Origin of the sequence: Roseateles koreensis (assembly GCF_028595305.1) — a bacterium.
Lineage (GTDB): Bacteria > Pseudomonadota > Gammaproteobacteria > Burkholderiales > Burkholderiaceae_C > Paucibacter_A > Paucibacter_A koreensis.
Window position 1 is genome coordinate 76,466 of sequence record NZ_JAQQXS010000014.1, and the last position, 23,134, is coordinate 99,599.

Consider the following 23,134-nt stretch of genomic DNA (forward strand, 5'->3'; position numbering starts at 1 on the left):
CGCGCAGGGTTCGAACAGAATTGGGGAGAAGAAGGGCGGAATTATCGCAGCGGCACGGCCTGGGGAATACGCACATGCTTCATCCCCCCTTGGAATCGATCGCGCTTGCTATCCTTTGTCGCTCATCTTGGGCAGCGAGGCAGACCAGAGCTATGAGCATGCGCGGCGGATTTTCATGGGGCGTGAGCGCCTGTTTATTGGCGATGGGTTTGTGTATGGGGGCCTGGGCACAGCCTGTGCCAGTGGCTACCGCAGCCGCCGCGCCTGTGACGCTGGCACCCATTCCGGTGGAAGCGTTTTTTCAATGGCCCAAGGTGATGCAGGTGAAACTCTCACCTTCCGGCCGCCAGCTGGCTTTGACCACCTCACGCAACAACAACCGGGTGGGCCTGGTGGTGATCACCCTGGGCGGGTCCGGCGAGGCGCCCACAGCCGGCTATGTGGCCGGCTTTTCCGATGCCGACATCACGCACTTTGACTGGGTGGGTGACAAGCGGCTGGTGTTCAGCGCGATTGACCTGCAAGCGGGCAGCGGAGAAGACTACCGCTTGGCACCCGGCTTGTATGCGGTGGATGCAGATGGCAGCCAGATGCGCCAGCTGGTCAAGCGGCGCGGCCGACAGTTTTTTGTCGATGGCAACGTCATCGATCGCACGCTGGAGTGGAATCACATCTTGCTGGCCACGCCCAAGCAGCAACCCGGCGTGGCATCAGACGAAGTCTTGATCGGCCATATGGACTTCATCGACAAGCGCGTGCGCCAGATCACCCCGATGTGGTTGAACACCCGCACTGGCCGCACCCACAGCGCTGCAGTGTTCGGCGCGCCCTCGCAAACGGTAGCTTGGAAATTCGACAGCCGTGGCGAACCACGCTTGGCCGTGACCTACGACGAAGGCCGCCAGCGTGTGCATTGGCGCGCCCCGGGCGAGTCTCAATGGCGCCTGATCAGCGAAAGTGATCTGCTGACCCCTCCTTTCCATCCCGTTGATGTGGACGACGCCGGAACGCTTTACCTCACTTATGGAGAAGGCGCGCGGGGTGACGCGGTGTTGAGTGTGTTTGATTTTGAAAAAGGCGCACCCCAAAAGCCGGGCCTGGTCAGCACGCCGGGTTTTGACTACAGGGGTAATTTGGTGCTGGACCGCCCTGGTGGCCGGGCGTTGGGCGTGACGGTGGAGACCGACGCCGAGCAAACCATCTGGTTCGACCCCGAGATGAAGCAATTGCAGGCGCTGGTCGATGACAAGCTGCCCGGCCGTGTCAATCGCCTGAGCTGCCGCCGCTGCGGTGCCGACGACATGGTGGTGCTGGTGCGGTCCTTTTCCGACCGCGACCCGGGGCGCTTGTACCTGTACGAGGCGGCGGACCAGCGCTGGAAATTCATCAGCACGGTGCTGGACGATATCGACCCCCGCCGCATGGCGACGGTCGACCTTCACCGCATCACGGCGCGTGACGGGCGCGACTTGCCGGTATGGCTGACGATTCCGCCCGGCGTCCAACCGGGCCATCCTGCGCCGGCGGTGGTGTTGGTGCATGGCGGGCCCTGGGCGCGGATCGGGCATTGGCAGTGGCAGGCCATGGAGCAGTTTTTGGCTTCACGGGGTTACTTGGTGATCAGCCCGGAATTTCGCGGCAGCACCGGCTATGGCGATGCGCATTACCGCGCGGGCTGGAAGCAGTGGGGCCAGAGCATGCAGGACGATGTGGCGGACGCTTTGCTGTGGGCGCGCGCCCAGGGCTGGGCCGACAAGGAACGTGCCTGTATTGCCGGCGCCAGCTACGGCGGCTACGCCACTTTGATGGGCCTGGTGCGCAACCCCGAGCTGTACCGCTGCGGCGTGGCTTGGGCGGCGGTGACGGACCCGTTTTTGTTCATCCAGGGGAGTTGGTGGGTGGACGATGACATCAGTGGTGATGGCCGAAAATACTATTTGCAGCACATGGTTGGCGATGCCGAGAAAGACGCCGCCATGTTGACCGCCGCGTCACCGGTCGCTCAGGCTAAGCGGATTCAAGCCCCGTTGTTGCTGGCCTTCGGTGAGTCAGATCGGCGCGTGCCTATCGCCCATGGCAGGCGCCTGCGTGAGGCTTTGACCGACGCGGGCCATCCGCCCGAGTGGGTGAGCTACCCCAATGAAGGGCATGGCTGGCGCCTGATGAGCAACCAGATCGATTGGGCCCAGCGGGTCGAGAAATTCCTGGCGCAGCATTTGCAGGCGGATTCAAAGGCCGAGGTCGCGCACTGAGCCGGCCTGGGGCACCAGGAGGCGGTACAGCCCGTCAGTCCAAAAAGGGTTTGACGACGGCGATCAGGCGGTCCACATAAGCCGCTTTTTCGCCCACCGGCGCGGCGTAATGCAAGCCCTCGCGGGCGGCAGCTTCATTGGCGCGTTTGAGCATCACCCAGGTCGCCAGATACTGTGCAGCCAGGCATCCGCCCGCCGTGGCGATGGCACCGTGGGCATGAAAAGGCTCGTTGTCCAGCACACGGGCGCCGGCCTCGATCACCCAGGGCTTGGTGATCGTGTCTGTGCAGACGGGGTGTTCGCCCAGCAGGCCCAAACGTGCCAGCAGCAGTGCGCCGGAGCATTGCGAGCCGATCAACTGACGCAGCGGGTCGAGTTGCAGTCGGTCTAGCAAGGCAGAGTTTTCGGCGATGGCCCGCGTGTAGATGCCTGAGCCAAACAGCACCACCTCGGCCTCGTTTGCCCATTCCAGCGGACGCTGGAGCTGCACGGTCACGCCGTTCATGGAGGTCACGGCATGCCCCGGTCCGCACAACTCGGCGCTGAAACCATGCGGCAGCAGCCGGTTCAACAAACCCAGCGCGATAAAGCTGTCCAGCTCATTGAAACCGTCAAAGGTCAGGATAGCAATGCGGGTGGAAGCACTCATGGGGCGGGGTAGCAAGGGGGACTACAGTCCGCGCCATCGTAGCCAAAGATTCACGCCATGTCAGCTTCATCCACTTCCCTCAACGCCGGCATGCCCAACGACACCCGACGCTGGGCCTGGTTACCTCCCGTGGGGTCTGTGAGTTATTACGCCTTGCTGGGCGCAGTTGGCATGCTGGTGCTGGGCCCGCTGGGCGGTATCACCGCGGCCTTCATGAACTTTTCGATCGGCTTTTATGTTGGCGGGCAGGTCTTGGCGGGCATTTTGGGCTCCGTAGTGACCTTTGGTTATGGGGTTGAAGGCAAACACGGTGCCAACTACATCCAGACCACTGCCGCCTCTGTGGCCGGCATGATGGCCATGAGCACCTTGATCCAGGCCATGGTCTGGATGGGCATGCCGCCGGTGCCGACTTGGCAGTTGGTCATCTACATGCTGTGCATCGGCATGATGGCGGCGGGCATTGGCATGCTTTACACGCCGATCTTGGTCGAGCGCATGCAACTCACCTTTCCCTCCGGGCTGGCGGTGGCCAATATCTTGCGTGCCCTGACGGATCCGGTTTTGTTGCGTCAGTCGGTGTCGCGGCTGTTCGGCGGCATGGCCGTGGGTGCGATCGGTGGCATTGCCGGGGCCAAGGTGGCTGTCTTGGGCGTGATTGAGCTGTCCACGTCCACCTTTGGCGCCGGCCTGATTGTGGGCGCCCGCGTCGGCATCCCTGCGATCACCGGGGGCTTATTGTTCTGGGGTCTGGCGCCTTACTTCATCAGCATCGGCTGGTTGAAGCCGGGTGAGCCTTTTCGCAAGATTGCCTTCTTGATTGCGCTGGGCATGATTTTGGGCGCGGCCATTGTCGACCTGACTTTGATCCTGTGGCGTGCGGCGCAGCGCCTGCGCAGTCTGGCGTCCGGAGCTGCCACAGAATTCGCCACGCTAGTGCCTGCCGAACAGGTGGGTGCACGCACGGGCCCGCCCGCCAGCTTGCCGCGCCTGTTGCTGTGGGTGGGCGTGTGGACACTCGCCACCATCATGGCTGGGATGCAGTTCTTCCACGAGCCCTTGGGCTATATGCTGCTGGCGGTTGGGCTGGTCTATGTGTTCGCGATTGTTAATGGCATTTCGCTCGGGCTGACCGACAACAATCCCATCTCTTCGGCTTTCGTGGTGACCGTGCTGATCCTGGCCAGCGTGGGTCTCAAAGACCCTATGCTCGGGTTGATGGCCGCCATGGTGGTGTTCATCTCCGCCACGGTGGCGGGTGATATGCAGCAAGATCGCTCCACCGGCTGGCGTCTGGGCTCGAACCGTACCGTGCAGTTTCGCTTCCAGGTCGCGGGCCTGTTGCTGGGGGCGGTATTGGCGGTGGCCGTAGCCAAGGTTTTCATGACCGCCTACCCCGTGCTCAGGCTGGACCAGACGGTGATGAGTGAGAGCGAGGCGCCCGCCCAATGGACTTCGGCCATGACCTTCAAGTTCGTCGGTGTCTTGCGCAGCCTGACGGAGCCCAAGGTCTTTCAGACCACGGCTATTTTGATCGGCTTGGGGATTGGTTTTGGCAGCGAAGTGCTGCGCAAGCTGATCAAGAGCAGGGTCGCCTATCAGCGTTTTGTTGCCAGTGGACGCAAAGGCTTTGTACTGGATTTCTGCCTCGACGCGCTCTTTTTGCCCAGCCCCTACGCCTCGTCCTTTGGCGGTTTTGTGAATCTGCCGACTTCGGCCTGGTTTGCCGCTGGCGGCGTGATCTCCAGCGCCATCAACAGCCTGTCGTCCAAGCCCGCGGGTGATGCCGATGAGCTACCCGACGATATGAGCAGCACCTCTCTGGTGGGCGGCGGCCTCATCGCTGGCGATGCGCTCGCCGCCCTGGGGCTGGGCTTGGCGGGACTGGCGGCGATGCTATGAACTGCGTGAAATCGGCTTACTTGGACGCGGTGGTTACCGTCGCTTGTGGTGCCGAGGCCGAGTCCACTGGTGCAGCGGATGCGGCGGGCGCAGCCGGAACGACCGGTGGTGTCAGCGTGCTCGTTTTGCCCATCATTACCGTGATCAATGGTGGGTAGTCGTAGGCCGCGCCAGTGGCAACGTCGACCCCCGCACCAATGACCCCGCCAAAGAGGATGTTCCCGAAGGCCATGGCCTTGGTTGAGGACTTTACGATCAATATGCCTGGCTCCAGCGAGTCTTTTTTGCAGCTGATCGACATGTCTTCGAAGCTGCGGTTGACTGTTGCGCTGCCGGGCGTGGTGAGGTACCACGTGCCCTTGTTATTGACCAGCGTGCAATTGGCGCCGGCAAGTGGACCATTGTCGGTTTGAGTGTCCACCGAGATTGATTGATTTTGTCCGTTGACGATCGAGGCGCATCCGCTCAGTTGTACCGCGGCGGCGATCAGGAGTGCAGTTTGGATTTTCATGGGATATCGATGGCGTTTCAGGCGTTTTGACATTGATTGATGAGAGTTCAACGACGGCTTAATTCAGCACGTCGGTTCAGGGTTGCCTGCACCGACAAGTTGCGAAATTGGCAGATGACGCATCGCGGCGCAGCCTCGGGCTGCGCCGGAGCGTGATTGAATCTCCTCCACAAACAGCGCGCTGTGCGAACTGTTAATTTTTGTAAATATCGCTCAAGGGTAACGGGCGAGCATGTCAGCACACACAGGGTTTGTCCCGACGATGCTTGGTGAAAATTAACTGCGTTTATGCTGTCGCCGGTGCACCAACCACGCGGCCAGTCGCGTGAAACCCCGTGTCTAGGCCGGCAGCGCCCAGCGATAGGGCGCTACAACCGGCGCACCGCCCGGACATTCGCATCGATGCAACGGCTTATTCTTCCAGCAAGCTGCGCAGCATCCAGGCGGTTTGTTCGTGCACGGTCAGACGCTGGGTCAGCAGGTCGGCGCTGGGCTCATCCGAAGCCTTGTCTACGGCCGGGAACAGGCTGCGGGCGGTGCGCGCCACAGCCTCATGGCCTGCCACCAGGATGCGCACCATCTCCAACGCCTTCGGGGGCGTGGCGGGCGCGTCGGGCAGTGAGCTCAGCTGGGCGAACTGCGCGTAGGAGCCGGGTGCTACATGGCCCAGCGAGCGGATGCGCTCAGCGATGGGGTCCACCGCATTCCACAGCTCGGTGTACTGCGCCATGAACATGGTGTGCAGGGTGTTGAACATCGGCCCCGTCACGTTCCAGTGGAAATTGTGCGTGGTCAGATAGAGCGTGTAGGTGTCGGCCAGCAGGCGCGAGAGGCCGGCGGCGATGGCGGCACGGTCCTTCTCTGAGATGCCGATATTGATGCTGGCGCCAGAGGATTTTGCGGAACTGGACTTCTTGGCCATGGGCTGCTCCAAAGGATCGTTGGCTTGGTTTGGGCGTGTCAGGCCCCGGCTGGGCTTGAACCCTGCGGGGCGCGAGCTCACCCTCGCAGCATAGACCAAGCTCGCACGTGGTTTGTGACGCTAGCTAGGGGGAGCGCTCAGCTGCTGGCTCTGGGGCGCGATGGAAGGCGCCCACTGCTCATCGCCATGGATTGGAGGCTTTGGGCGAGGGCGAGCAACTCGCTGCGCAAGGCCTGAGGTTTGTGGATGGTGCAGGCAAAAGGCCAAGCCGCGATCTCACGCGCCATGGCGCTCAGATCGTCGATCTGCGCATCCAAGCGGCAGCCCTCGTGCAAGGGGACTAACAAGCCCAGCTCGGGCGCGAGATGGGCGCGCGCCGTGCTGATGTTGGTGTGCAGGCTCAGGCGCACTGTGTGGGCGCGGGGCAGGGTGGCGATGGCCTGGCTCAGATGGGCCAGCACATCAAAACCTGCGGGTCGCAAAAAGCTGGCCGGGCGGGCTTCGACCGCCTCCACCCGGTCCAGGCGAAAACAGCGCAAGGCCTGGCGCAGATGGCAATACCCGACGGCATACCAGTGGCCTCCCCGGAAAGCCAGGCCGTAGACATCCACCTCCCGGGCCTCGGTCACCTGCTCTTGCGCGCCGCTGCGGTAGCGCAGGCGCACCCGCTGCTGGGCGCGAGCAGCCGTGCTGAGGGCTGGCAGATGCTCGGTCAGCAAGCTGCCTGGCATTGACTTCTGGCCGGGCGTCAGGGCCACCGCCTCAACCACATCGCGCAGCCGGCGTTGCAAGGCCTTGGGGCTGACGCGCTCCAGCTTGGCCTGGGCACTGGCCAGGGCGGGCAGGATACCGTTCAGGCCCAGCTCGCGGGCGGCGCGCAAACCCATGGCCAAGGCCAGGGTCTCGTCCTTGCTGAACATCATGGGCGGCAGCTTGTGGCCGGGGCGCAGGCTGTAGCCGCCGTCGCGGCCGCGCTGGGCTTGCACCGGCACACCTAACTCCTGCAAATGGGTGATGTAGCGGCGCACGCTGCGCACCTCCACTCCCATGCTGCGGGCTAGCTCGGCGCCGGAAAGCTGGCGGTTTGACTGCAACAGCTCCAGCAGGGCCAGCACGCGGCTGGTGGGTTTGGTGGCATGAGCCATGTCGGCGTCCCGTGCATCGATACAGGACCGATTCTGTCCTATATCGCTTCTAGACTGCATCCATGCCCACCTACAAGACGATCTGAACTCATGGAACACGCCAACAGCCTCTGGATGTTTTTCGCTCTGACCCTGGGCGTCATCGCCTTGCCGGGCCTGGACATGGCTTTTGTGGCCGGCAGTGCCAGCGCACGGGGTTGGCAGGGCGGGGCGGCGGCCACAGCCGGCGTGGTGACGGGCGGGCTGATCCATGTGCTGGTCAATGTGACGGGTCTGGCCGCCTTGCTGATGCTGTGGCCCGGGGCCTTCCAGGTCTTGCTGGTGGCCGGCTCGGCCTATATGGCCTGGATAGGCTGGAGCATGTGGCGATTGCCGCTGGAGGCGGCGAGTGCGCCTCAGCCCGGGGCCCAGGCATCGCAGCTATCGGCCTTGCCCACGCTCGCTCTGGTGTTCCGCCGTGGTGTGCTGAACTGCCTGCTCAATCCCAAGGCCTACGCCTTCATGCTGGCCGTGTTTCCCGCCTATCTGCAGGTGCCCGAGCGTAGCGTGGCGGCGCAGGCCACCTTGTTGGCGAGCATCATCGCGGCCAATCAAATCGTGGTTTACGGTGGGGTGGCGGCGGCCACCGTGGGGGCTCGCCAGTGGCTGGGCGGGGAAGGGCGGCGGGCGGGCTGGATGACGCGTGCCGTGGGCGCTTTGTTGATGGTCGCGGCGGCGTTGACGCTGTGGAAAGCCTGGGTGTGAGTGAGCTCAGTTCGCGCTATGCCGCATCCAGTCCACGATGAATTGCGCGCCCAGGGCGGCGCCGCTGAGGTTGATGGCCAAGCCTAGAAGTTGGCGAGGTTTTTTTTGATCATGATGATGAATCCTTGAATGAAAAAGGGGGCGAACCCTTGGTCGCCCCCTTTGTTGACTGGCTTGGCGAACGAATCAGGCCAGATCGAAGCGGTCCAAGTTCATGACCTTGACCCAGGCGGCCACGAAGTCATTGACGAACTTGGTCTGCGCATCCGTGCTGCCATAGACCTCGGCCAGGGCGCGCAGCTGGGCGTTGGAGCCGAACACCAGATCGGCCCGCGTACCCGTCCACTTCAGCGCACCCGTCTTGCGGTCGCGGCCTTCGAACAGATCTTGCGTCTCCGAAGTCGATTTCCACTGCGTGCCCATGTCCAGCAGATTCACGAAGAAGTCATTGCTGAGCGTCTCCGGCCGCTGGGTGAGCAGGCCTTGCGTGGAGCCGGCGACGCCCACATGCAACACCCGCAGGCCGCCGACCAGCACCGTCATCTCGGGCGCGGTGAGACTCAGCAACTGGGCCTTGTCGATCAAGAAGGCTTCGGCCGGCACCTTGACGCCTGGCTTGAGATAGTTGCGGAAGCCGTCGGCCACCGGCTCCAGCACGGCGAAGGAGGCCACATCGGTCTGTGCTTGCGAGGCGTCCATGCGGCCCGGCGTGAAGGGCACGCGGATACTTTGGCCCGTCTTCTGCGCTGCCAGCTCAATGCCGACGCCACCGGCCAGCACGATCAGGTCGGCCAGCGACACGGACTTTTTGCCGCCCGCCTGAGCTTGCTTGAACTCGGCCTGAATGCCTTCGAGTACCTTCAGCACCTGGGCCAGCTGTTCGGGCTGGTTGACGGCCCAGTCCTTTTGCGGCGCCAGGCGGATGCGCGCACCGTTGGCGCCACCGCGCTTGTCGGAGCTGCGGAAGGTGGAGGCCGAAGCCCAGGCGGTGCCGACCAGCTGCGAAACCGACAAGCCGGAAGCCACGATTTTGGCTTTGAGGCCGGTGATGTCTTGCGCGTCCACCAGCGCATGGTTGAGGGCCGGGATGGGGTCTTGCCAGATCAGCTCCTCAGTCGGCACTTCGGGGCCCAGGTAGCGGCTGCGCGGGCCCATATCGCGGTGGGTCAGCTTGAACCAGGCGCGGGCAAAGGCGTCGGCGAATTGATCTGGGTGGGCCAGGAAGCGACGCGAGATCTTCTCGTAAGCCGGATCCACCCGCAGCGACAGGTCGGTGGTCAGCATGGTGGGCAGGTGTTGCTTGCCCGAGTTGAAGGCATCGGGAATCGTTGCTTGCGCATTCTTGGCCACCCATTGATGGGCACCGGCCGGGCTCTTCGTCAGCTCCCACTCGTAGGCGAACAGGTTCTCGAAGAAGTTATGGCTCCAGGCCGTGGGCGTCGTCGTCCAGGTTACTTCCAGGCCGCTGCCGATGGCGTCGCCAGCCTTGCCGGAGCCGAAGCTGTTGTGCCAGCCCAGACCCTGGCTTTCCATGCCTGCGGCTTCGGGCTCGGCGCCCACATGCTTGGCGTCAGCCGCGCCGTGGGTCTTGCCGAATGTGTGGCCGCCAGCGATCAGGGCGACGGTTTCTTCGTCGTCCATGGCCATGCGGGCAAAGGTATCGCGGATGTCTTTGGCGGCGGCCAGCGGGTCGGGGTTGCCGGCGGGGCCTTCGGGATTCACATAAATCAGCCCCATCTGCACGGCGGCGAGGGGGTTCTCCAGATCGCGCTGGCCGGCGTCTGCCTTGTTGTAGCGCTTGTCATCGGCCAGCCAGGTGGTCTCGGAGCCCCAGTACACGTCTTCCTGCGGCTCCCAGGTGTCGGCGCGGCCGCCGGCAAAGCCAAAGGTCTTGAAGCCCATGGACTCCAGCGCGACGTTGCCGGTCAGGATCATCAGATCGGCCCAGGAGATGCTTTGGCCGTACTTCTGCTTGATGGGCCAGAGCAGGCGGCGCGCCTTGTCGAGGTTGACGTTGTCGGGCCAGCTGTTCAGGGGCGCAAAGCGCTGTTGCCCGCCGCCTGCACCGCCACGGCCGTCGCCCACGCGATAGGTGCCGGCGCTGTGCCAGGCCATGCGCACGAACAGGGGGCCGTAGTGGCCGAAGTCGGCCGGCCACCAGTCTTGCGAATCGGTCATCAAGGCCAGCAGGTCCTTCTTCAGGGCGGCCAGGTCCAGGCGCTTGAAGGCCTGAGCGTAGTCGAAGCCGGGGTCCAGCGGGTCAGACAGGGCGGAGTGCTGATGCAGGATGCCCAGCTTCATCGGTTGGGGCCACCAGTCGCGGCTGGACTTGGCCAGGGCGGCGCTGGCGCTGGCGGCGGCGGAATGATTGAAGGGGCACTTGGCTTCGGTGGACATCGCATTTCTCCTGTGGGGTTGGGCGCTCACCCAGGCTTGCTTGGGGCTTGCTGCTTCACCGGGCTGGGCCAGCCGGGCTGACATGAACGCAAGCTTAGGTTTTGATGATAAATAGTGCAAAACAATTACATTTACTGCATCGATAGTAAATTACAAAAATAGAGGTTTTGCCATGGATTTCTGCGGTGGCGAATCCGCTCAAGGGTCTTGCCACCTCCGCGCTTGGTTGGGTGCGCCACCGGGCTCGTGACCGTTGTGACCGTTGCGACGCGTTGTTTGGAGTCTCAAATCATTTACTCCGACTGTTTAGTTCAGCGTTTTCTTTCAAGTCAGGGACATCAGCGTGTCGTCAATGGGTGATGGAATGGGACTAGGGTTTACGCGTAATTCGCGCCGTCTGGGACCGCTTTCGCGCCAGCTTCGTGGGGCCTCGTCGCAAGGGTGTGGGCAGGGCGGCGCGTCGTTGCGATAGTTCATCCACCGAAGCCCTGGGGGCTTTTTCAGCCGGCTGAATCAGCCGGATCGCTTGTAACTTCTTGAAGGAAATCATCATGGCCTATGCTTCTTTTCGCAATCCCACATTTCAAACCTTGCGCTTGAGCGCTGTGGTCTTGGCGGCCGCGCTGGCAAGCCTGGGTCAGGTCCAGGCCGCTGAAACATCTGTGGCCGCAGCCGCCAGTGCGAGCCATGAAGTGACTCGCGCCGAGGTGCTGGCTGAACTGGCCAAGGCCCGCGCCGAAGGCACCATGCCGGGTGAAAATGAGGTCGATCCCTTCACCACGCAGCGCCGTGCAGAAGTCCTGGCTAAGGCCAAGGCCGCCACGCGCCAGGCAGAAGCCGCTAGTGCCGCGGCCTCGCAAGTGCCGACACGCTGAATGGGGTTTGGCGTGGGAGATTGCCCGCCGGCCAAGGCCGCTACCATGGTGGCTCTTGCGGGCGAACCCGCGCCGGGCGCTGATCCGGCGTCGAGTTTTTAGCAGTAGGAACCGGTGTGCCTAACCATTAGACTGTGCTGTACTTGAAGTGCGTACGCGCGCGAGTATTGACTGTCTGACCCAACGGCACATTGATGACAAGACGTCCTGCAAAGGTTTGGCTGTCGCGAAAGGTTTCACGGCTTGGTATCGGCCATCGCCTGGCTTTGAGCTACGGCGCCATCATCATTTCGTTGATTGGCCTGAGTGATGCGGCGGTGCTCAAGCTCAAGTCGCTCAGCGAGGCCACTCGCGAGGCCCTACAGGTCGAATATCCCAAGACGGTGTTGATCAATCAGGTCAATCATCAGCTAGATATCGAGGCCCGTGCGATGCGCAACGCCTTGATCTTCAACGCGGAGTCTTCGCGGGCCCAGTATGAAGCCGAGATTGCGTCGGCCACGCTTCGCATGTCGGCGGCCTTGAGCCAGTTGGATGCGCAAGTTCACGATGCAGTCGGGCGCGATTTGCTGCGCCGCATCCGGGTGGTGCATTCGGCGTACACCGTCAATCAGGATGATTTCATTGTCTTGTTGAATCAGCGCCGTCTGGGTGAAGCGCGCAATCTGCTGATCGTTGATCTACACGGCTATCAGATGGACTATTTCGCGCTGTTGGAACAGTTCAACAGACACCAGGAGACGCAAATGCTGGCCGCCGGGCAGCAGGCGAACCAGGCCTACGTGGACGCGCGCGAATTGATCTTTGGCATGGCGGCCTTGGCGCTGGTGCTCAGCGCGCTGGTGACGGCGCTGTTTCGGCGTTCCTTGTTGCGAAGCCTGGGCGGCGAGCCTGAGTATGCGGTGTCCATTGCCCGCCGCATTGCGGCTGGCGATATTCAAACCGCCATTGAACTGGGTGACCGAGACAGCAGCAGCCTCTTGCACGTCATGGAGTTCATGCGCCAGCGCTTGACCGAGCGCGATGAGGCGCTGCGGCGCGCCAATGCCGATTTGCAGGGCAGCGTCAACACGCTCAGCCAAATGCAGGCTGAACTGGTTTCCAGTGAAAAACTCGCGGCCTTGGGATCATTGGTGGCGGGCGTGGCGCATGAGCTGAATACCCCTGTCGGCAACAGCCTGCTGGCCGCCAGCACCATGGCTGATGCCACGCACCAGTTGGAGCGGCGCCTGGCGCAAGCCATGACGCGGGCAACCCTGAATGCTTATATCGACGAGATGCACGCGGCCAGCGACATCTTGTTGCGCAACCTCAGTCGGGTGGGGGATTTGATCAGCAGCTTCAAGCAAGTGGCGGTGGACAGGGAGAGTTCACAGCGCCGTCAGTTCAAGCTGCACGAGGTGGTCAACGAGATCTGCCTGACTCTGCAACCGTCCTTGCGCAAGACACCGTACCTGCTGCAGGCGGAGTTGCCTCAGGACATCGAGATGAGCAGCTTTCCCGGGCCGCTGGGTCAGGTGCTGACCAATCTGATCAACAACTCGGTGCTGCATGCCTTTGAGGGGCGCGAGCAAGGCCGGATCCAAATCAGCGCACGCAAGTTGGGTGCAGACCTGGTTGAGATTTCCGTCAGCGACAACGGCTGCGGCATTCCGGTGGCGAATCAAAAGCGCGTGTTCGAGCCCTTCTTCACCACAAAGTTGGGCCGCGGGGGCTCGGGACTGGGTTTGCACATCGTATTCAATATCGTCACCGGTGTTTTGGGTGGCAAGATTCGCCTTGTCAGCCAAGTCGATCAGGGCACCACGGTGACCCTCACCGTACCGCGCGAAGCGCCGGATGACCCGATCGGGGTCTTGCCGGTGGCAGGGGCTGTTTGAGGGTGAATTTTCAGGGCTTTGACCGTGTTGAGGAGCAAGTGCCATGTCAAGTTCAAATGCATCCCGGCGTCGTTATCTGCATCGCTGCTTGCGCCAAATGGCGGGAGCCTCGGCGCTCTTCACCTTGCGCCCGCTTCCCTCGTGGGCGGCGCCTGCACCCTGGGTGGCCTACCTGACGCCGGGTTTGGATTTGCCATTTTGGCGAACCCTGGGGCGGGGCGTGCAAGCAACCGTCGAGGCCAAAGGTTATGCATTCGAGGCCTTTGACAGCCACAACAGCGATGACATGCAACTGCAGAATGCCCGTGCCGTGCTGGCGCGCGGCGCTGCGGGCTTGGTACTGTCGCCCACCAGCAGCAAGTCGGCGCTGGATGTGCTGGAGTTGGCTGCGCGCGCCAACGTGCCCGCTGTGGTGGCTGACATCGGCACCAACGGCGGCGAGTACGTCTCCTACATCAAGTCCGATAACTACAAAGGCGCCTACGGGGTGGGCGAGGTGGTGGCGCGGGCCATGCGGGAGCGTGGTTGGCAGGGCGAAGGTTACTGCCTGTGCACCATCGCCCTCGATCGCAAGAATGGCCAGGACCGGACGCAAGGATTTCGCGACGCCATGAGCGACGCGGGATTCAATAACGTGCTGGCGCTGCGGCAGATGAAAAGCTATTCGAAGGACGAAACCTACGGGTTTGTCAAAGAGATGCTGCAGACGTATCCGCGCATGCGTGGGCTGTTTGTCGAAGTCGACCAACCCACACTGGGCGCCTTGCAGGCCATCAAGGACTTGAAGAAAACCAAAGACCTGGTGGTGGGGTCTTTTGACGGCATTCCCGAGTTTGTGGACTTGCTGCGAAACAAGTCACTGGCCGCAGTGGGCATGCAACAACCCTTTTTGATGGGCCGGGATGCGGCGCAGGCCCTGCTCTCCAGCAAAAGCGGGGGCACGCCCGCCAAGCAGATCCTGGTGCCCGTGTTGATCGCCACCGGCCGCAATATGGATGAATGGTTGCCAACCGCGCGCAAGACCGTCTTTGGGGACATCGGCCCGTAGACCGCTGCGCCGCTTTGGGAACGTGCCCCGATCTCAACGCGGCCCCGGGTGGCGGGCCAGTTCAAGGCCGATCAGGGCGCGCTTGGTTTCAGGCCCCCAGCGATATTCCCCCAGTTGGGCACTGGCGCGTATTACTCGGTGGCAGGGCACCAGGTAGGCAATCGGGTTGACCGCCACGCAAGATGCCACGGCGCGCACGGCCTGGGGGGCACCTACTTGCTGGGCCAACTGGCCGTAGCTGAGCAATTGTCCCTCGGGGAGTTGCATCAGTGCCTGCCAAACCTTCAGCCTCAGCGGGGTGCCGTTCATCATCAAACCCAGGCGTTGCTGTGGGGCACCGCCCGACAGGCGCCGTTGCAACTCCGCGCCGATGCGGGACAAGGTGGCGTCGTCGCGCTGCCACTGCGCCTCAGGCAGTTCGGCCTGTGCGGCGTGCAGTTCATCTTGCTCGCGGCCCTGCCCGAGAAAGGCGGCACGCAAAACGCGCAAGTCCTTGCTGCGTTCGGTGGCGGCCAGCCAGACGGGGCCCAGCGGGCTGTCGATCACCGACCACCCGATTTGCAGGCCGGCGCCTGCGCGCTTGAATTCACCCGGCGTCAGCCCTTCGAGGTTCAAAAATAGATCATGCAGACGTGACGGCCCGGAGAGCCCCGCTTCCAGCGCTGCGTCCAGCACCGAGCCGGCGTCTTGCAGGCGGGCTTTGGCGCGCGACAGGCTCAGCGATTGGGCAAACTCCTTGGGGCTGACCCCCGCGAGGCTGACAAAGCTGCGCTGGAAATGGGCCGGGCTCTGCCCCGCGGCCTGGGCCAATTGCTCAAGGCTAAGCGGAGTGCCGGTGCGCGTGATGGCCTCAATGGCCTGGCGCACGGTTTGGTAGCCCTTGCTGTTGGAGGTGTTCATGGCGGTCGGGACGGTGCGGCCTGCGCCGTGGGTCGATAAAGAATGGTGTGATGGCAAATTCTGACCCGCGCCGCAGCCCCCGGCCACCCGATTCTTGCGCTGCGTGTTGTTGCTTGACTGCTGATGCTTGAACTGATTCAGCTCAGAAAAGTCACCTCGGGCAAACGGCAGGCGTGCACCGCGTTGCGCAGCGCGGCAATGGCCTCATAGCGGGTGAAGGTGCGCCGCCAGGCCAATACCACGCGCCGGGTGGGCACGGGGGCCGTGAAGGGGATGAAGCGCAGGTGCTGCTGTGCCTGCTGCGGCACGCTCAAGGCGGGCACCACGGTCACGCCCATGCCGGAGGCGACCATGTGCTTGATGGTTTCCAGCGAGCTGCCTTCAAAGGACTTGCGGATGCCTTCGGCGTTGCTGGAGAAGCGTGCAAACTCGGGGCACACCTCCAGCACCTGGTCGCGGAAGCAATGGCCGGCGCCGAGCAGCAGCATGGTTTCGTTCTTGAGCTCTTCGCTGCTGACCGATTCGCGCTGGGCGAAGGGATGGTGGCTGGGCGCGGCGATCTTGAAGGGCTCGTCATAAAGCGGTGCCACCGCCAGCCCGGTGTCGGGAAAGGGCTCGGCGATGATGGCGCAGTCCAGCTCGCCAGTGCGCAGCATGTCCAGCAACTTGACGGTGAAGTTCTCTTGCAGCATCAAGGGCATCTGCGGGTAGTCGTCAATCACATGCCGCACCAGTTCGGGCAGCAGGTAGGGGCCGATGGTGTAGATGATGCCCAGCCGCAGCGCGCCGGCCAGCGGGTCTTTGCCGCGCTTGGCAATTTCCTTGATGGCGCTGGCCTGCTCGATCACCGATTGGGCCTGCTGCACGATGTCTGCCCCCAGTGGCGTCACGGTGATCTCGTTGGCGCCGCGCTCGAAGATCTTCACGTCCAGCTCTTCTTCCAGCTTCTTGATGGCCACGCTCAAGGTGGGCTGCGAGACAAAGCAGGCTTCCGCTGCGCGGCCGAAATGGCGCTCCCGGGCTACGGCGACGATGTAACGCAACTCGGTCAGGGTCATGGCGGGGGTCTCGCAAGCCGGTGGATGAAAGTTTCCTATTGTCCGCCCCCGTGAGAGCGGTGGTTGGCAGCGCTGAAAAAGGCGGCACGGCTACACTTCCAGCCGCTGAGCCCGGACAATCGCTGTTCCGCTCAGGCTCTCAACTTTCGCCCAGGTGCCGACATGACCGACCGCAAACCCGTGACACTTCATCGCCTGCTCGACATGCACGCCCAAGGTGACAAGATCGCCATGCTGACGTGCTACGACGCCGCTTTTGCGACCCTGCAGGACGAAGCGGGGGTCGATGTGTTGCTGGTCGGTGATTCGCTGGGCAATGTGATCCAGGGCGAAACCACCACGGTGCCGGTGAGCCTGGAGTCCATGGTGTATCACACGCGCTGTGTGGCACGGGGCCGCAAACACGCCTGGATCGTGGCCGACCTGCCTTTTGACAGCTATCACGGCTCGATCGAAGAGGCCTGGAAGAGCGCCGCTGCCTTGTTCAAGGCGGGCGCTCATATGGTCAAGCTCGAAGGCGGCGGCTGGACCGCGCCGGTCGTGCGCTTTCTGGTCGAGCGGGGCATCCCCGTGTGCGCGCATCTGGGCCTGACACCGCAGACCGTCACCATGCTGGGTGGTTTCAAGGTGCAGGGGCGCGACGACGCCGCCGCCGTGCTGCTCAAGCGCCATGCGCTTGAACTCGCCCAGGCTGGCGCCCAGATGCTGGTGCTGGAAATGGTCCCGGCCGCGCTGGCCGCTGAACTGACGCAGACCCTGAACATCCCGGTGATCGGCATCGGCGCCGGTGCCGAGTGCTCGGGCCAGGTGCTGGTGATGCACGATATGTTGAATGTGACGCCCGGCCGGCGCCCGCGTTTCGTCAAAAATTTCATGGCGGGTTCGGTGTCCGTGCAGGATGCCATCGCCCGCTATGTGCTGGAAGTGAAGGCCAAGACCTTCCCGCAGAACGACATCCACAGCTACTGAAGCGGGGCCTTGCCGCCCGCAACCTGATTTCTCTGATCCCATGAAATTGATCCACGACATTGCCAGCCTGCGTGAGACGCTAGCTGCCAGCCTCCAGGCCGCCCGGGCTTTTGTACCCACCATGGGCAATCTGCACGAGGGCCATCTGGCGCTGATCCGGCAAGCGCGCCAAGCGCTGGATTCACGCGGCGGTGGCGTTGTGGTGGCCAGCATCTTCGTCAATCGCCTGCAATTTGCGCCGCACGAGGACTTTGACCGTTATCCCCGCACCTTGGCGCGCGATTGCGAGTTGTTGCAAGCGGCGGGCTGCGATGTGGTGTTCGCCCCTGACGAGGCCGAGCTGTACCCTGAACCTCAGGGTTACAAGGTGCATCCGCCCGCCGAGTTGGCGGACATTCTTGAAGGCCACTTCCGTCCCGGTTTTTTCGTCGGCGTGTGCACCGTGGTGGCCAAGCTGTTCAACATCGTTCAGCCCGGCCTGGCCTTGTTCGGCAAGAAAGACTACCAACAGCTGATGGTGTTGCGCCGCATGGTTCAGCAGATGGCCTTGCCGATCGAGATCATCGGTGGTGAAACTGTCCGCAGTGCCGAGGGCTTGGCGCTGTCGTCGCGCAACGGCTATCTCAGCGACACCCAGCGGCAAGAAGCGCTGCACCTGAGCGCCACCCTCAAGGCGCTGCTGGCGCGTTGGGCGGCCGGCGAACGCGATCTGCCGCAGCTGGAAGCTGATGCCATGGCCGCGCTCAGCGCACAGGGCTGGCAGCCCGACTATGTGTGCCTGCGCCGCCAGCATGACCTGGGCCCCGCCGTGGCGGGTGAGCCCGTGGTGGCCCTGGCTGCGGCCAAGCTCGGCCAAACCCGCCTGATCGACAATATCGAAGGCTGATGTGGCGCAGGCCGGCCCAAGCTGTTTGCTTACTGCATGCTGTTGAGTTGCACATCAAACACCAGCGCCGCGTTGGCGGGGATGGTGCCGTTGCCCGAGGCGCCATAGGCCAGGCTGCTGGGGATGATCAGCGTGCGCTTGCCGCCGACCTGCATGCCAGTCAGGCCCGCATCCCAGCCGGTGATCACTTGCCCCGCACCCAGCGTGAAGGTGAAGGCCGTGCCGCCCACATTGCTGTCGAACTGCGTGCCGTGATAACTCGTGGCATTGACGTTGTACAGCCAGCCCGTGTAGGTCACCGTCAGCTTGTTGCCCGGACCTGCCAGCGCGCCCGTGCCGACCACGGTGTCGGTGATCTTCAAGGCCGTGACGGCAGACGAACCCGAGGTGTCGGTGCTGCTGCTGGTGTCAGACGACCCGCCGCCGCAGCCGGCCAGATGAACGGTGCCGGTGACGGCCAGCAGCAAAGTGGTCACGCGAAAGAAAGACTTGATCATGTCCATGGAAATCCGCTGAGGAATCTGCAAATCGAAGCGCGGATTTTGCTTGCTCTTTTGCCGCTGACCATTTCGGGATTGCAAAGTTGGCACCGAAATCCGGCTGAAAGCGAGCCGGGCCGCTGTGCCCACGGCTTGCCTTGATCTGCAGCAAGCCTTGGATGAGGCGGCAACTTTAGACTGCTGGGTTGCTTTTTTGTTTGAGGCACAGCCGCCATGAGTTCGCAGTCTTCGCCGTCTTTGAAATCCCCTGAACTACTTTTGCCCGCCGGCGATCTGGACCGCATGCGTGCGGCCTTCGACTTTGGGGCTGACGCCGTGTACGCCGGCCAACCGCGTTACTCCCTGCGCGCCCGCAACAACGATTTCAAGCTGGAGAACCTGCGCACCGGCATCGCCGAGGCGCATGCCCGTGGCAAGAAGTTTCTGGTGGCCAGCAACATCCTGCCGCACAACGGCAAGCTCAAAAACTATCTGGCCGATATGGCACCGGTCGTGGCGATGCAGCCCGATGCGCTCATCATGGCTGACCCCGGCTTGATCATGATGGTGCGCGAAGCCTGGCCTGACCTGCCCATCCACCTCTCGGTGCAGGCCAACACCGTCAACTACGCGGGCGTGAAGTTCTGGCAGAAGATGGGCCTCAAGCGCGTGATCCTGTCCCGCGAGTTGAGCCTGGACGAAGTGGCGCAAATCCGCCAGGAATGCCCCGACATGGAGCTCGAAGTGTTCGTGCACGGGGCGCTGTGCATTGCCTACTCCGGCCGCTGCCTGCTCTCGGGCTACTTCAACCACCGCGATGCCAATCAAGGAACCTGCACCAATGCCTGCCGCTGGGACTACAAACTCGGCGACGCTTTCGAGGACGAAGCGGGGCAGGCGATGGAAGCGCAAAAGATCAATTTTGACTTCCGCAAGGCCGCCGAGTTGGCCGACCAGAGCTTCGCTGCAGCCGGGGGCACCACCCGCCACCCAGCGGCCGAAGGCGTCTATCTGATCGAGGAGTCGCAGCGCCCCGGCGAGTTGATGCCCATCATGGAAGATGAGCATGGCACTTACATCATGAACTCCAAAGATCTGCGCGCCGTCGAGCATGTGCAGCGCTTGGTGGAAATCGGTGTGGACTCGCTCAAGATTGAAGGCCGTACCAAGAGTCGCTACTACGTTTCCCGTGCGGCCCAGGTCTATCGCCGTGCTATCGATGACGCCGTGGCCGGCCGCGCATTTGATCCGGGCTTGCTGGCTGAACTGGACGGCCTTTCCAACCGCGGCTATACCTCCGGCTTTTATCAGCGCCATCGCAGCCAGGACACGCAAAACTATCTGGACGGCCACTCCAAGGCCAGGCGCAGCCAATACGTCGGCGAGGTGCGTCGCATTAGTGCCGAAGGTTGGGCCGAAATCGAGGTCAAGAACCGCTTCGAGGTGGGCGACCGGCTGGAGGTCATTCACCCCAGCGGCAATCTCGTTATTGAGCTGACCGAGTTGCGCGGTAAAGAGCAGCAGCCGGTACGCGAGGCAGCCGGCAACGGCGTGGTCGTGTCCATGCCCCTGGCCGCTCACCTGCAAGGCGCGTTGCTGGCCCGCTTGCTCTGAAAGTTGTCCCTTAACAGCGGCGCTGCAGATGGGCGACCGGTGGTTGGCGCTTTCACCATGAACTGATAGATTGGCGGCTCCGCCCTCAACTTCAGCAGGTGACCCCATGAAGCGCTCTTTCTGTACCTTTCAGTCGGCTGTGTTTTCAGCCATCGCCTTGCTCGGGTCGGCGGCCGTGAGCGCCAACGCCCGCGCGGCGGAGAGCATGCCTGCAGCGCCCGGCGTCGTGGTGACGGTGTCACAAGTCAACCCGACCGGTGTTCTCAAGCCTTTGGGCACGGTCACCGTCACGGAAACCCGTTATGGCCTGGTGTTCACCCCCGACCTGCAGGGCCTGCCCCCCGGCGTGCACGGTTTTCATGTGCACGAGAACGGCAGTTGTGAGTCTCAAATGAAAGACGGCCAAGCCGTTGCCGGCCTCGCCGCCGGGGGGCACTACGACCCGGCCGGCAGCAAGCAGCATGGCGCCGCCTGGGGCGACGGCCATCTGGGCGACCTGCCCGGCCTGGTGGTGGACGCCAGCGGACATGCCAGTTATGCCGTGCTGGCCCCGCGCCTCAAGCTCGCCGACATCCGCGGCCGCTCGCTGATGGTGCATGCGGGCGGCGACAACCATTCCGACCACCCCATGCCCGCAGGCGGCGGCGGGCAGCGCATGGCGTGTGGGGTGATTGGGGGGTAGAAGGCGGGTAACGGGCGAGTAAAGGGCGGGTACATGGCAGCCCGACGTTCGCCGCCATCATGCCTTCAAAAACTCCGCCTTCGAGCCCAGCCATCGGGTCACCTGCTGGGTGGCGGCTTGCGGGTGTTGATCCAGTAGCAGTGGGGCCAGGCGGCGGGCGGCTTGGAGCAGGGGGGCGTCGTCTTGCAGGTCGGCAAAGCGCAGCAATTCGGCGCCGCTTTGGCGGGCGCCCATGAATTCGCCGGGGCCGCGAATGTCCAGGTCGCGGCGGGCGATCTCAAAACCGTCGTTGGTTTCCGCCATGGCGCGCAGGCGGTCTTTGCCGGTTTGCGACAGCGGCCCGGTGTACAGCAGCACGCAGACGCTGGCTTTGGCGCCGCGCCCCACCCGACCGCGCAGCTGGTGCAGCTGGCTCAGGCCAAAGCGCTCGGCATGCTCGATCACCATCAGGCTGGCGTTGGGCACGTCCACGCCGACTTCGATCACGGTGGTGGCGACCAGCACTTGCATCTCGCCGCCGCTGAATTGCGCCATCACGGCCGCTTTCTCGGCAGGCGGCATGCGCCCGTGCAGCAGGCCGACCGTTTTGTCGGGCAGGGCGAGGCTCAATTCTGCGTGGGTTTCGGTGGCGTTGTTGAGGTCCAGCGCCTCGCTTTCCTCGATCAGGGGGCACACCCAGTAGACCTGGGCGCCCTGGGCCACTTCGTCGCGGATTTTCTCGATCACGTTGGGGCGTTTGCCATCGGCAAACACCTTGGTGATGATGGGGCTGCGCCCGGGAGGTAACTCGTCAATGGTGCTGACCGCGAGGTCGGCAAAGTAGGTCATGGCCAGCGTGCGGGGGATGGGCGTGGCGCTCATCATCAGCAGGTGCGGCTCTAACGGGGTTGATGGCCCCCACGTCGCCTGTGGCTCCTGCCCCCCGAGGGGACGCGCTTCGTCTTGGGGTGGCCCGGCGGCGAAGCCTGTTGCCAGCTTCTTGCGTAGCGCCAAGCGTTGCGCCACGCCGAAGCGGTGCTGCTCGTCGATGATGGCCAGGCCCAGCTTGGCGAATTTGACCTTGTCTTCGATCACCGCATGGGTGCCGATGATCAGTTGGGCTGAGCCATCGGCGGCGGCGTCCAGCATTTTTTGGCGTGCCCGGCCTTTGACGCTGCCGGTCAGCCAGGCGATTTGCAGGCCCAGGGGCTCCAGCCAGCCGATCAGCTTTTTGAAGTGCTGTTCAGCCAGAATCTCAGTGGGCGCCATCAAGACGCACTGCCAGCCGGAGTCGATGGTCACTGCGGCGGCCAGTGCTGCCACCACCGTCTTGCCCGAGCCCACATCGCCTTGCAGCAGACGGTGCATGGGCTGGGGCAGGGCGAGGTCTTGTGCAATTTCTTCGCTCACGCGGCGTTGTGCGTTGGTGAGCGAGAAGGGCAGTGCCGCCAGCAGGCGCTCCACCACGCCGCCGGCCTGGGCGCGCAGGGCGGGGGCGTGCAGCAACGCGCGCTCGCGCTGGGCTTGCTGCTGGCTCAGTTGTTGAGCCAGTAATTCTTCGAACTTCAGGCGTTGCCAGGCGGGGTGGCTGTGGTCTTCCAGCGTGCTGAGTTGCGCCTGCGGCGGCGGGTGGTGCAAAAAGTTCAGCGCCTCGCGCAGGGTGGGCAGTTTGGCGGGCACCACGCCTGGGGGCAGCAACTCATGGAGGTCGGCGCGCCGCAGGCCTGCGGCCACGGCCTTGCGCAGATAGGCTTGCGGCAGGCTGGCGCTGCTGGGGTAGACGGGGGTCAGCGCCTGCGCCAGGGGCGTGTCTTCGTGGACAGCTTTGAACTGCGGGTGCACCATTTCCCGGCCAAAAAAGCCGTGTCGAACCTCGCCCCGCACGCGCACGCGTTTGCCTACAGCCAATGACTTCTGGTGCGAGGGGTAGAAGTGGATGAAGCGCAGCAGCAAGGGCTCGCCGCCGTCTTCCAAGCGCACCAACAGTTGGCGCCGGCCGCGCAGGTCAACCCGGCATTCGGTCACCTCGCCTTCACATTGCACCGGCTCGCCCTCGTGGGCTTCATTGATGGGCGTGATGCGTGTTTCGTCCTCGTAGCGCAGCGGCAGGTGCAGGGCGAGGTCGATGTCGCGCAGCAGCCCGAGCTTTTCCATGGCCTTTTGAGGCAGGGACTTGGGCAGGGATTTGGGCGCGGGCGCGCCAGGGGCTGGCTCTGACATGGACTTAGATCGTCAGCACGTT

At 63.4% G+C, this 23,134-nt stretch carries 19 protein-coding genes; 10 read left to right on the forward strand and 9 right to left on the reverse strand.

What is annotated here, in order from left to right; genetic code table 11:
- Nucleotides 1–182: 182 nt before the first annotated feature.
- A complete protein-coding gene (locus tag PRZ01_RS19270) occupies nt 183–2,252 on the forward strand; it encodes an alpha/beta hydrolase family protein (RefSeq protein ID WP_273597696.1) in 2,070 nt (689 codons plus the stop codon).
- 34 nt (nt 2,253–2,286) lie between these two features.
- Here PRZ01_RS19270 and PRZ01_RS15450 read toward each other — a convergent pair whose 3' ends face one another.
- On the reverse strand, nt 2,287–2,901 hold the full coding sequence (locus PRZ01_RS15450) for a type 1 glutamine amidotransferase family protein (protein WP_273597697.1): 615 nt from the start codon (nt 2,899–2,901) through the stop codon (nt 2,287–2,289).
- A gap of 57 nt (nt 2,902–2,958) precedes the next feature.
- Between PRZ01_RS15450 and PRZ01_RS15455 the strand changes: the two genes are divergently transcribed.
- Nucleotides 2,959–4,803, forward strand: a complete 1,845-nt coding sequence (locus PRZ01_RS15455) for an OPT/YSL family transporter (protein WP_273597698.1) — start codon at nt 2,959–2,961, stop codon at nt 4,801–4,803.
- A 16-nt stretch (nt 4,804–4,819) separates the two neighbouring features.
- Here PRZ01_RS15455 and PRZ01_RS15460 read toward each other — a convergent pair whose 3' ends face one another.
- From PRZ01_RS15460 to PRZ01_RS15470, 3 genes are all read right to left on the reverse strand, one after another.
- Nucleotides 4,820–5,314, reverse strand: coding sequence for a hypothetical protein (locus PRZ01_RS15460; protein ID WP_273597699.1), 495 nt, complete (start codon nt 5,312–5,314; stop codon nt 4,820–4,822).
- 412 nt (nt 5,315–5,726) lie between these two features.
- Nucleotides 5,727–6,236, reverse strand: a complete 510-nt coding sequence (locus PRZ01_RS15465; protein WP_273597700.1) for a Dps family protein — start codon at nt 6,234–6,236, stop codon at nt 5,727–5,729.
- Nucleotides 6,237–6,373: 137 nt separating this feature from the next.
- Nucleotides 6,374–7,381, reverse strand: coding sequence for a helix-turn-helix transcriptional regulator (locus PRZ01_RS15470; RefSeq protein WP_273597701.1), 1,008 nt, complete (start codon nt 7,379–7,381; stop codon nt 6,374–6,376).
- A gap of 90 nt (nt 7,382–7,471) precedes the next feature.
- On the opposite strand from PRZ01_RS15470, the gene PRZ01_RS15475 reads away from it, so the two are divergent.
- Nucleotides 7,472–8,125, forward strand: coding sequence for a LysE family translocator (locus PRZ01_RS15475; protein WP_273597702.1), 654 nt, complete (start codon nt 7,472–7,474; stop codon nt 8,123–8,125).
- 186 nt (nt 8,126–8,311) lie between these two features.
- Here the strand turns inward: PRZ01_RS15475 and katG are convergent, their stop codons facing one another.
- The gene (gene katG, locus PRZ01_RS15480) at nt 8,312–10,522 is read right to left on the reverse strand and encodes a catalase/peroxidase HPI (protein WP_273597703.1); all 2,211 of its coding nucleotides are present in this window, start codon (nt 10,520–10,522) and stop codon (nt 8,312–8,314) included.
- A 551-nt stretch (nt 10,523–11,073) separates the two neighbouring features.
- Between katG and PRZ01_RS15485 the strand changes: the two genes are divergently transcribed.
- From PRZ01_RS15485 to PRZ01_RS15495, 3 genes are all read left to right on the forward strand, one after another.
- Entirely contained in the window at nt 11,074–11,397 is a 324-nt protein-coding gene (locus PRZ01_RS15485; protein WP_273597704.1) for a DUF4148 domain-containing protein, read from the forward strand.
- Nucleotides 11,398–11,591: 194 nt separating this feature from the next.
- Nucleotides 11,592–13,277, forward strand: coding sequence for an ATP-binding protein (locus PRZ01_RS15490; protein ID WP_273597705.1), 1,686 nt, complete (start codon nt 11,592–11,594; stop codon nt 13,275–13,277).
- Nucleotides 13,278–13,320: 43 nt separating this feature from the next.
- Nucleotides 13,321–14,325 carry a substrate-binding domain-containing protein gene (locus PRZ01_RS15495; RefSeq protein ID WP_273597706.1) on the forward strand — a complete coding sequence of 335 codons (1,005 nt, stop codon included), beginning with the start codon at nt 13,321–13,323 and terminating at the stop codon, nt 14,323–14,325.
- 33 nt (nt 14,326–14,358) lie between these two features.
- Here the strand turns inward: PRZ01_RS15495 and PRZ01_RS15500 are convergent, their stop codons facing one another.
- Nucleotides 14,359–15,225: a methylated-DNA--[protein]-cysteine S-methyltransferase gene (locus tag PRZ01_RS15500; RefSeq protein WP_273597707.1), complete on the reverse strand. Its 867-nt coding sequence runs from the start codon at nt 15,223–15,225 to the stop codon at nt 14,359–14,361.
- A 137-nt stretch (nt 15,226–15,362) separates the two neighbouring features.
- Nucleotides 15,363–16,283, reverse strand: a complete 921-nt coding sequence (locus PRZ01_RS15505) for a LysR substrate-binding domain-containing protein (RefSeq protein ID WP_273597708.1) — start codon at nt 16,281–16,283, stop codon at nt 15,363–15,365.
- A 162-nt stretch (nt 16,284–16,445) separates the two neighbouring features.
- Here PRZ01_RS15505 and panB point away from each other — a divergent pair, with 162 nt between their 5' ends.
- On the forward strand, nt 16,446–17,252 hold the full coding sequence (gene panB / locus PRZ01_RS15510; protein WP_273597709.1) for a 3-methyl-2-oxobutanoate hydroxymethyltransferase: 807 nt from the start codon (nt 16,446–16,448) through the stop codon (nt 17,250–17,252).
- 40 nt (nt 17,253–17,292) lie between these two features.
- A complete protein-coding gene (gene panC, locus PRZ01_RS15515; RefSeq protein WP_273597710.1) occupies nt 17,293–18,138 on the forward strand; it encodes a pantoate--beta-alanine ligase in 846 nt (281 codons plus the stop codon).
- Between the two features lie 29 nt (nt 18,139–18,167).
- Here panC and PRZ01_RS15520 read toward each other — a convergent pair whose 3' ends face one another.
- On the reverse strand, nt 18,168–18,635 hold the full coding sequence (locus PRZ01_RS15520; protein WP_273597711.1) for an FKBP-type peptidyl-prolyl cis-trans isomerase: 468 nt from the start codon (nt 18,633–18,635) through the stop codon (nt 18,168–18,170).
- Nucleotides 18,636–18,851: 216 nt separating this feature from the next.
- On the opposite strand from PRZ01_RS15520, the gene trhP reads away from it, so the two are divergent.
- Both trhP and sodC read left to right on the forward strand, forming a co-directional pair.
- On the forward strand, nt 18,852–20,231 hold the full coding sequence (gene trhP, locus PRZ01_RS15525) for a prephenate-dependent tRNA uridine(34) hydroxylase TrhP (protein ID WP_409993860.1): 1,380 nt from the start codon (nt 18,852–18,854) through the stop codon (nt 20,229–20,231).
- Between the two features lie 106 nt (nt 20,232–20,337).
- Nucleotides 20,338–20,913, forward strand: a complete 576-nt coding sequence (gene sodC / locus PRZ01_RS15530) for a superoxide dismutase [Cu-Zn] SodC (protein ID WP_338111476.1) — start codon at nt 20,338–20,340, stop codon at nt 20,911–20,913.
- A gap of 57 nt (nt 20,914–20,970) precedes the next feature.
- On the opposite strand, the gene recG is transcribed toward sodC, so the two are convergent.
- Nucleotides 20,971–23,112: an ATP-dependent DNA helicase RecG gene (recG, locus tag PRZ01_RS15535; RefSeq protein ID WP_273597712.1), complete on the reverse strand. Its 2,142-nt coding sequence runs from the start codon at nt 23,110–23,112 to the stop codon at nt 20,971–20,973.
- Nucleotides 23,113–23,134: the final 22 nt, after the last annotated feature.

Bases quoted from the DNA above. Each gene is read 5' to 3' on its own strand.
- PRZ01_RS15450 (WP_273597697.1), bottom strand. From the start codon at position 2,901: ATGAGTGCTTCCACCCGCATTGCTATCCTGACCTTTGACGGTTTCAAT.
- PRZ01_RS15455 (WP_273597698.1), top strand. From the start codon at position 2,959: ATGTCAGCTTCATCCACTTCCCTCAACGCCGGCATGCCCAACGACACC.
- PRZ01_RS15460 (WP_273597699.1), bottom strand. From the start codon at position 5,314: ATGAAAATCCAAACTGCACTCCTGATCGCCGCCGCGGTACAACTGAGC.
- PRZ01_RS15465 (WP_273597700.1), bottom strand. From the start codon at position 6,236: ATGGCCAAGAAGTCCAGTTCCGCAAAATCCTCTGGCGCCAGCATCAAT.
- PRZ01_RS15470 (WP_273597701.1), bottom strand. From the start codon at position 7,381: ATGGCTCATGCCACCAAACCCACCAGCCGCGTGCTGGCCCTGCTGGAG.
- PRZ01_RS15475 (WP_273597702.1), top strand. From the start codon at position 7,472: ATGGAACACGCCAACAGCCTCTGGATGTTTTTCGCTCTGACCCTGGGC.
- katG (WP_273597703.1), bottom strand. From the start codon at position 10,522: ATGTCCACCGAAGCCAAGTGCCCCTTCAATCATTCCGCCGCCGCCAGC.
- PRZ01_RS15485 (WP_273597704.1), top strand. From the start codon at position 11,074: ATGGCCTATGCTTCTTTTCGCAATCCCACATTTCAAACCTTGCGCTTG.
- PRZ01_RS15490 (WP_273597705.1), top strand. From the start codon at position 11,592: ATGACAAGACGTCCTGCAAAGGTTTGGCTGTCGCGAAAGGTTTCACGG.
- PRZ01_RS15495 (WP_273597706.1), top strand. From the start codon at position 13,321: ATGTCAAGTTCAAATGCATCCCGGCGTCGTTATCTGCATCGCTGCTTG.
- PRZ01_RS15500 (WP_273597707.1), bottom strand. From the start codon at position 15,225: ATGAACACCTCCAACAGCAAGGGCTACCAAACCGTGCGCCAGGCCATT.
- PRZ01_RS15505 (WP_273597708.1), bottom strand. From the start codon at position 16,283: ATGACCCTGACCGAGTTGCGTTACATCGTCGCCGTAGCCCGGGAGCGC.
- panB (WP_273597709.1), top strand. From the start codon at position 16,446: ATGACCGACCGCAAACCCGTGACACTTCATCGCCTGCTCGACATGCAC.
- panC (WP_273597710.1), top strand. From the start codon at position 17,293: ATGAAATTGATCCACGACATTGCCAGCCTGCGTGAGACGCTAGCTGCC.
- PRZ01_RS15520 (WP_273597711.1), bottom strand. From the start codon at position 18,635: ATGATCAAGTCTTTCTTTCGCGTGACCACTTTGCTGCTGGCCGTCACC.
- trhP (WP_409993860.1), top strand. From the start codon at position 18,852: ATGAGTTCGCAGTCTTCGCCGTCTTTGAAATCCCCTGAACTACTTTTG.
- sodC (WP_338111476.1), top strand. From the start codon at position 20,338: ATGAAGCGCTCTTTCTGTACCTTTCAGTCGGCTGTGTTTTCAGCCATC.
- recG (WP_273597712.1), bottom strand. From the start codon at position 23,112: ATGTCAGAGCCAGCCCCTGGCGCGCCCGCGCCCAAATCCCTGCCCAAG.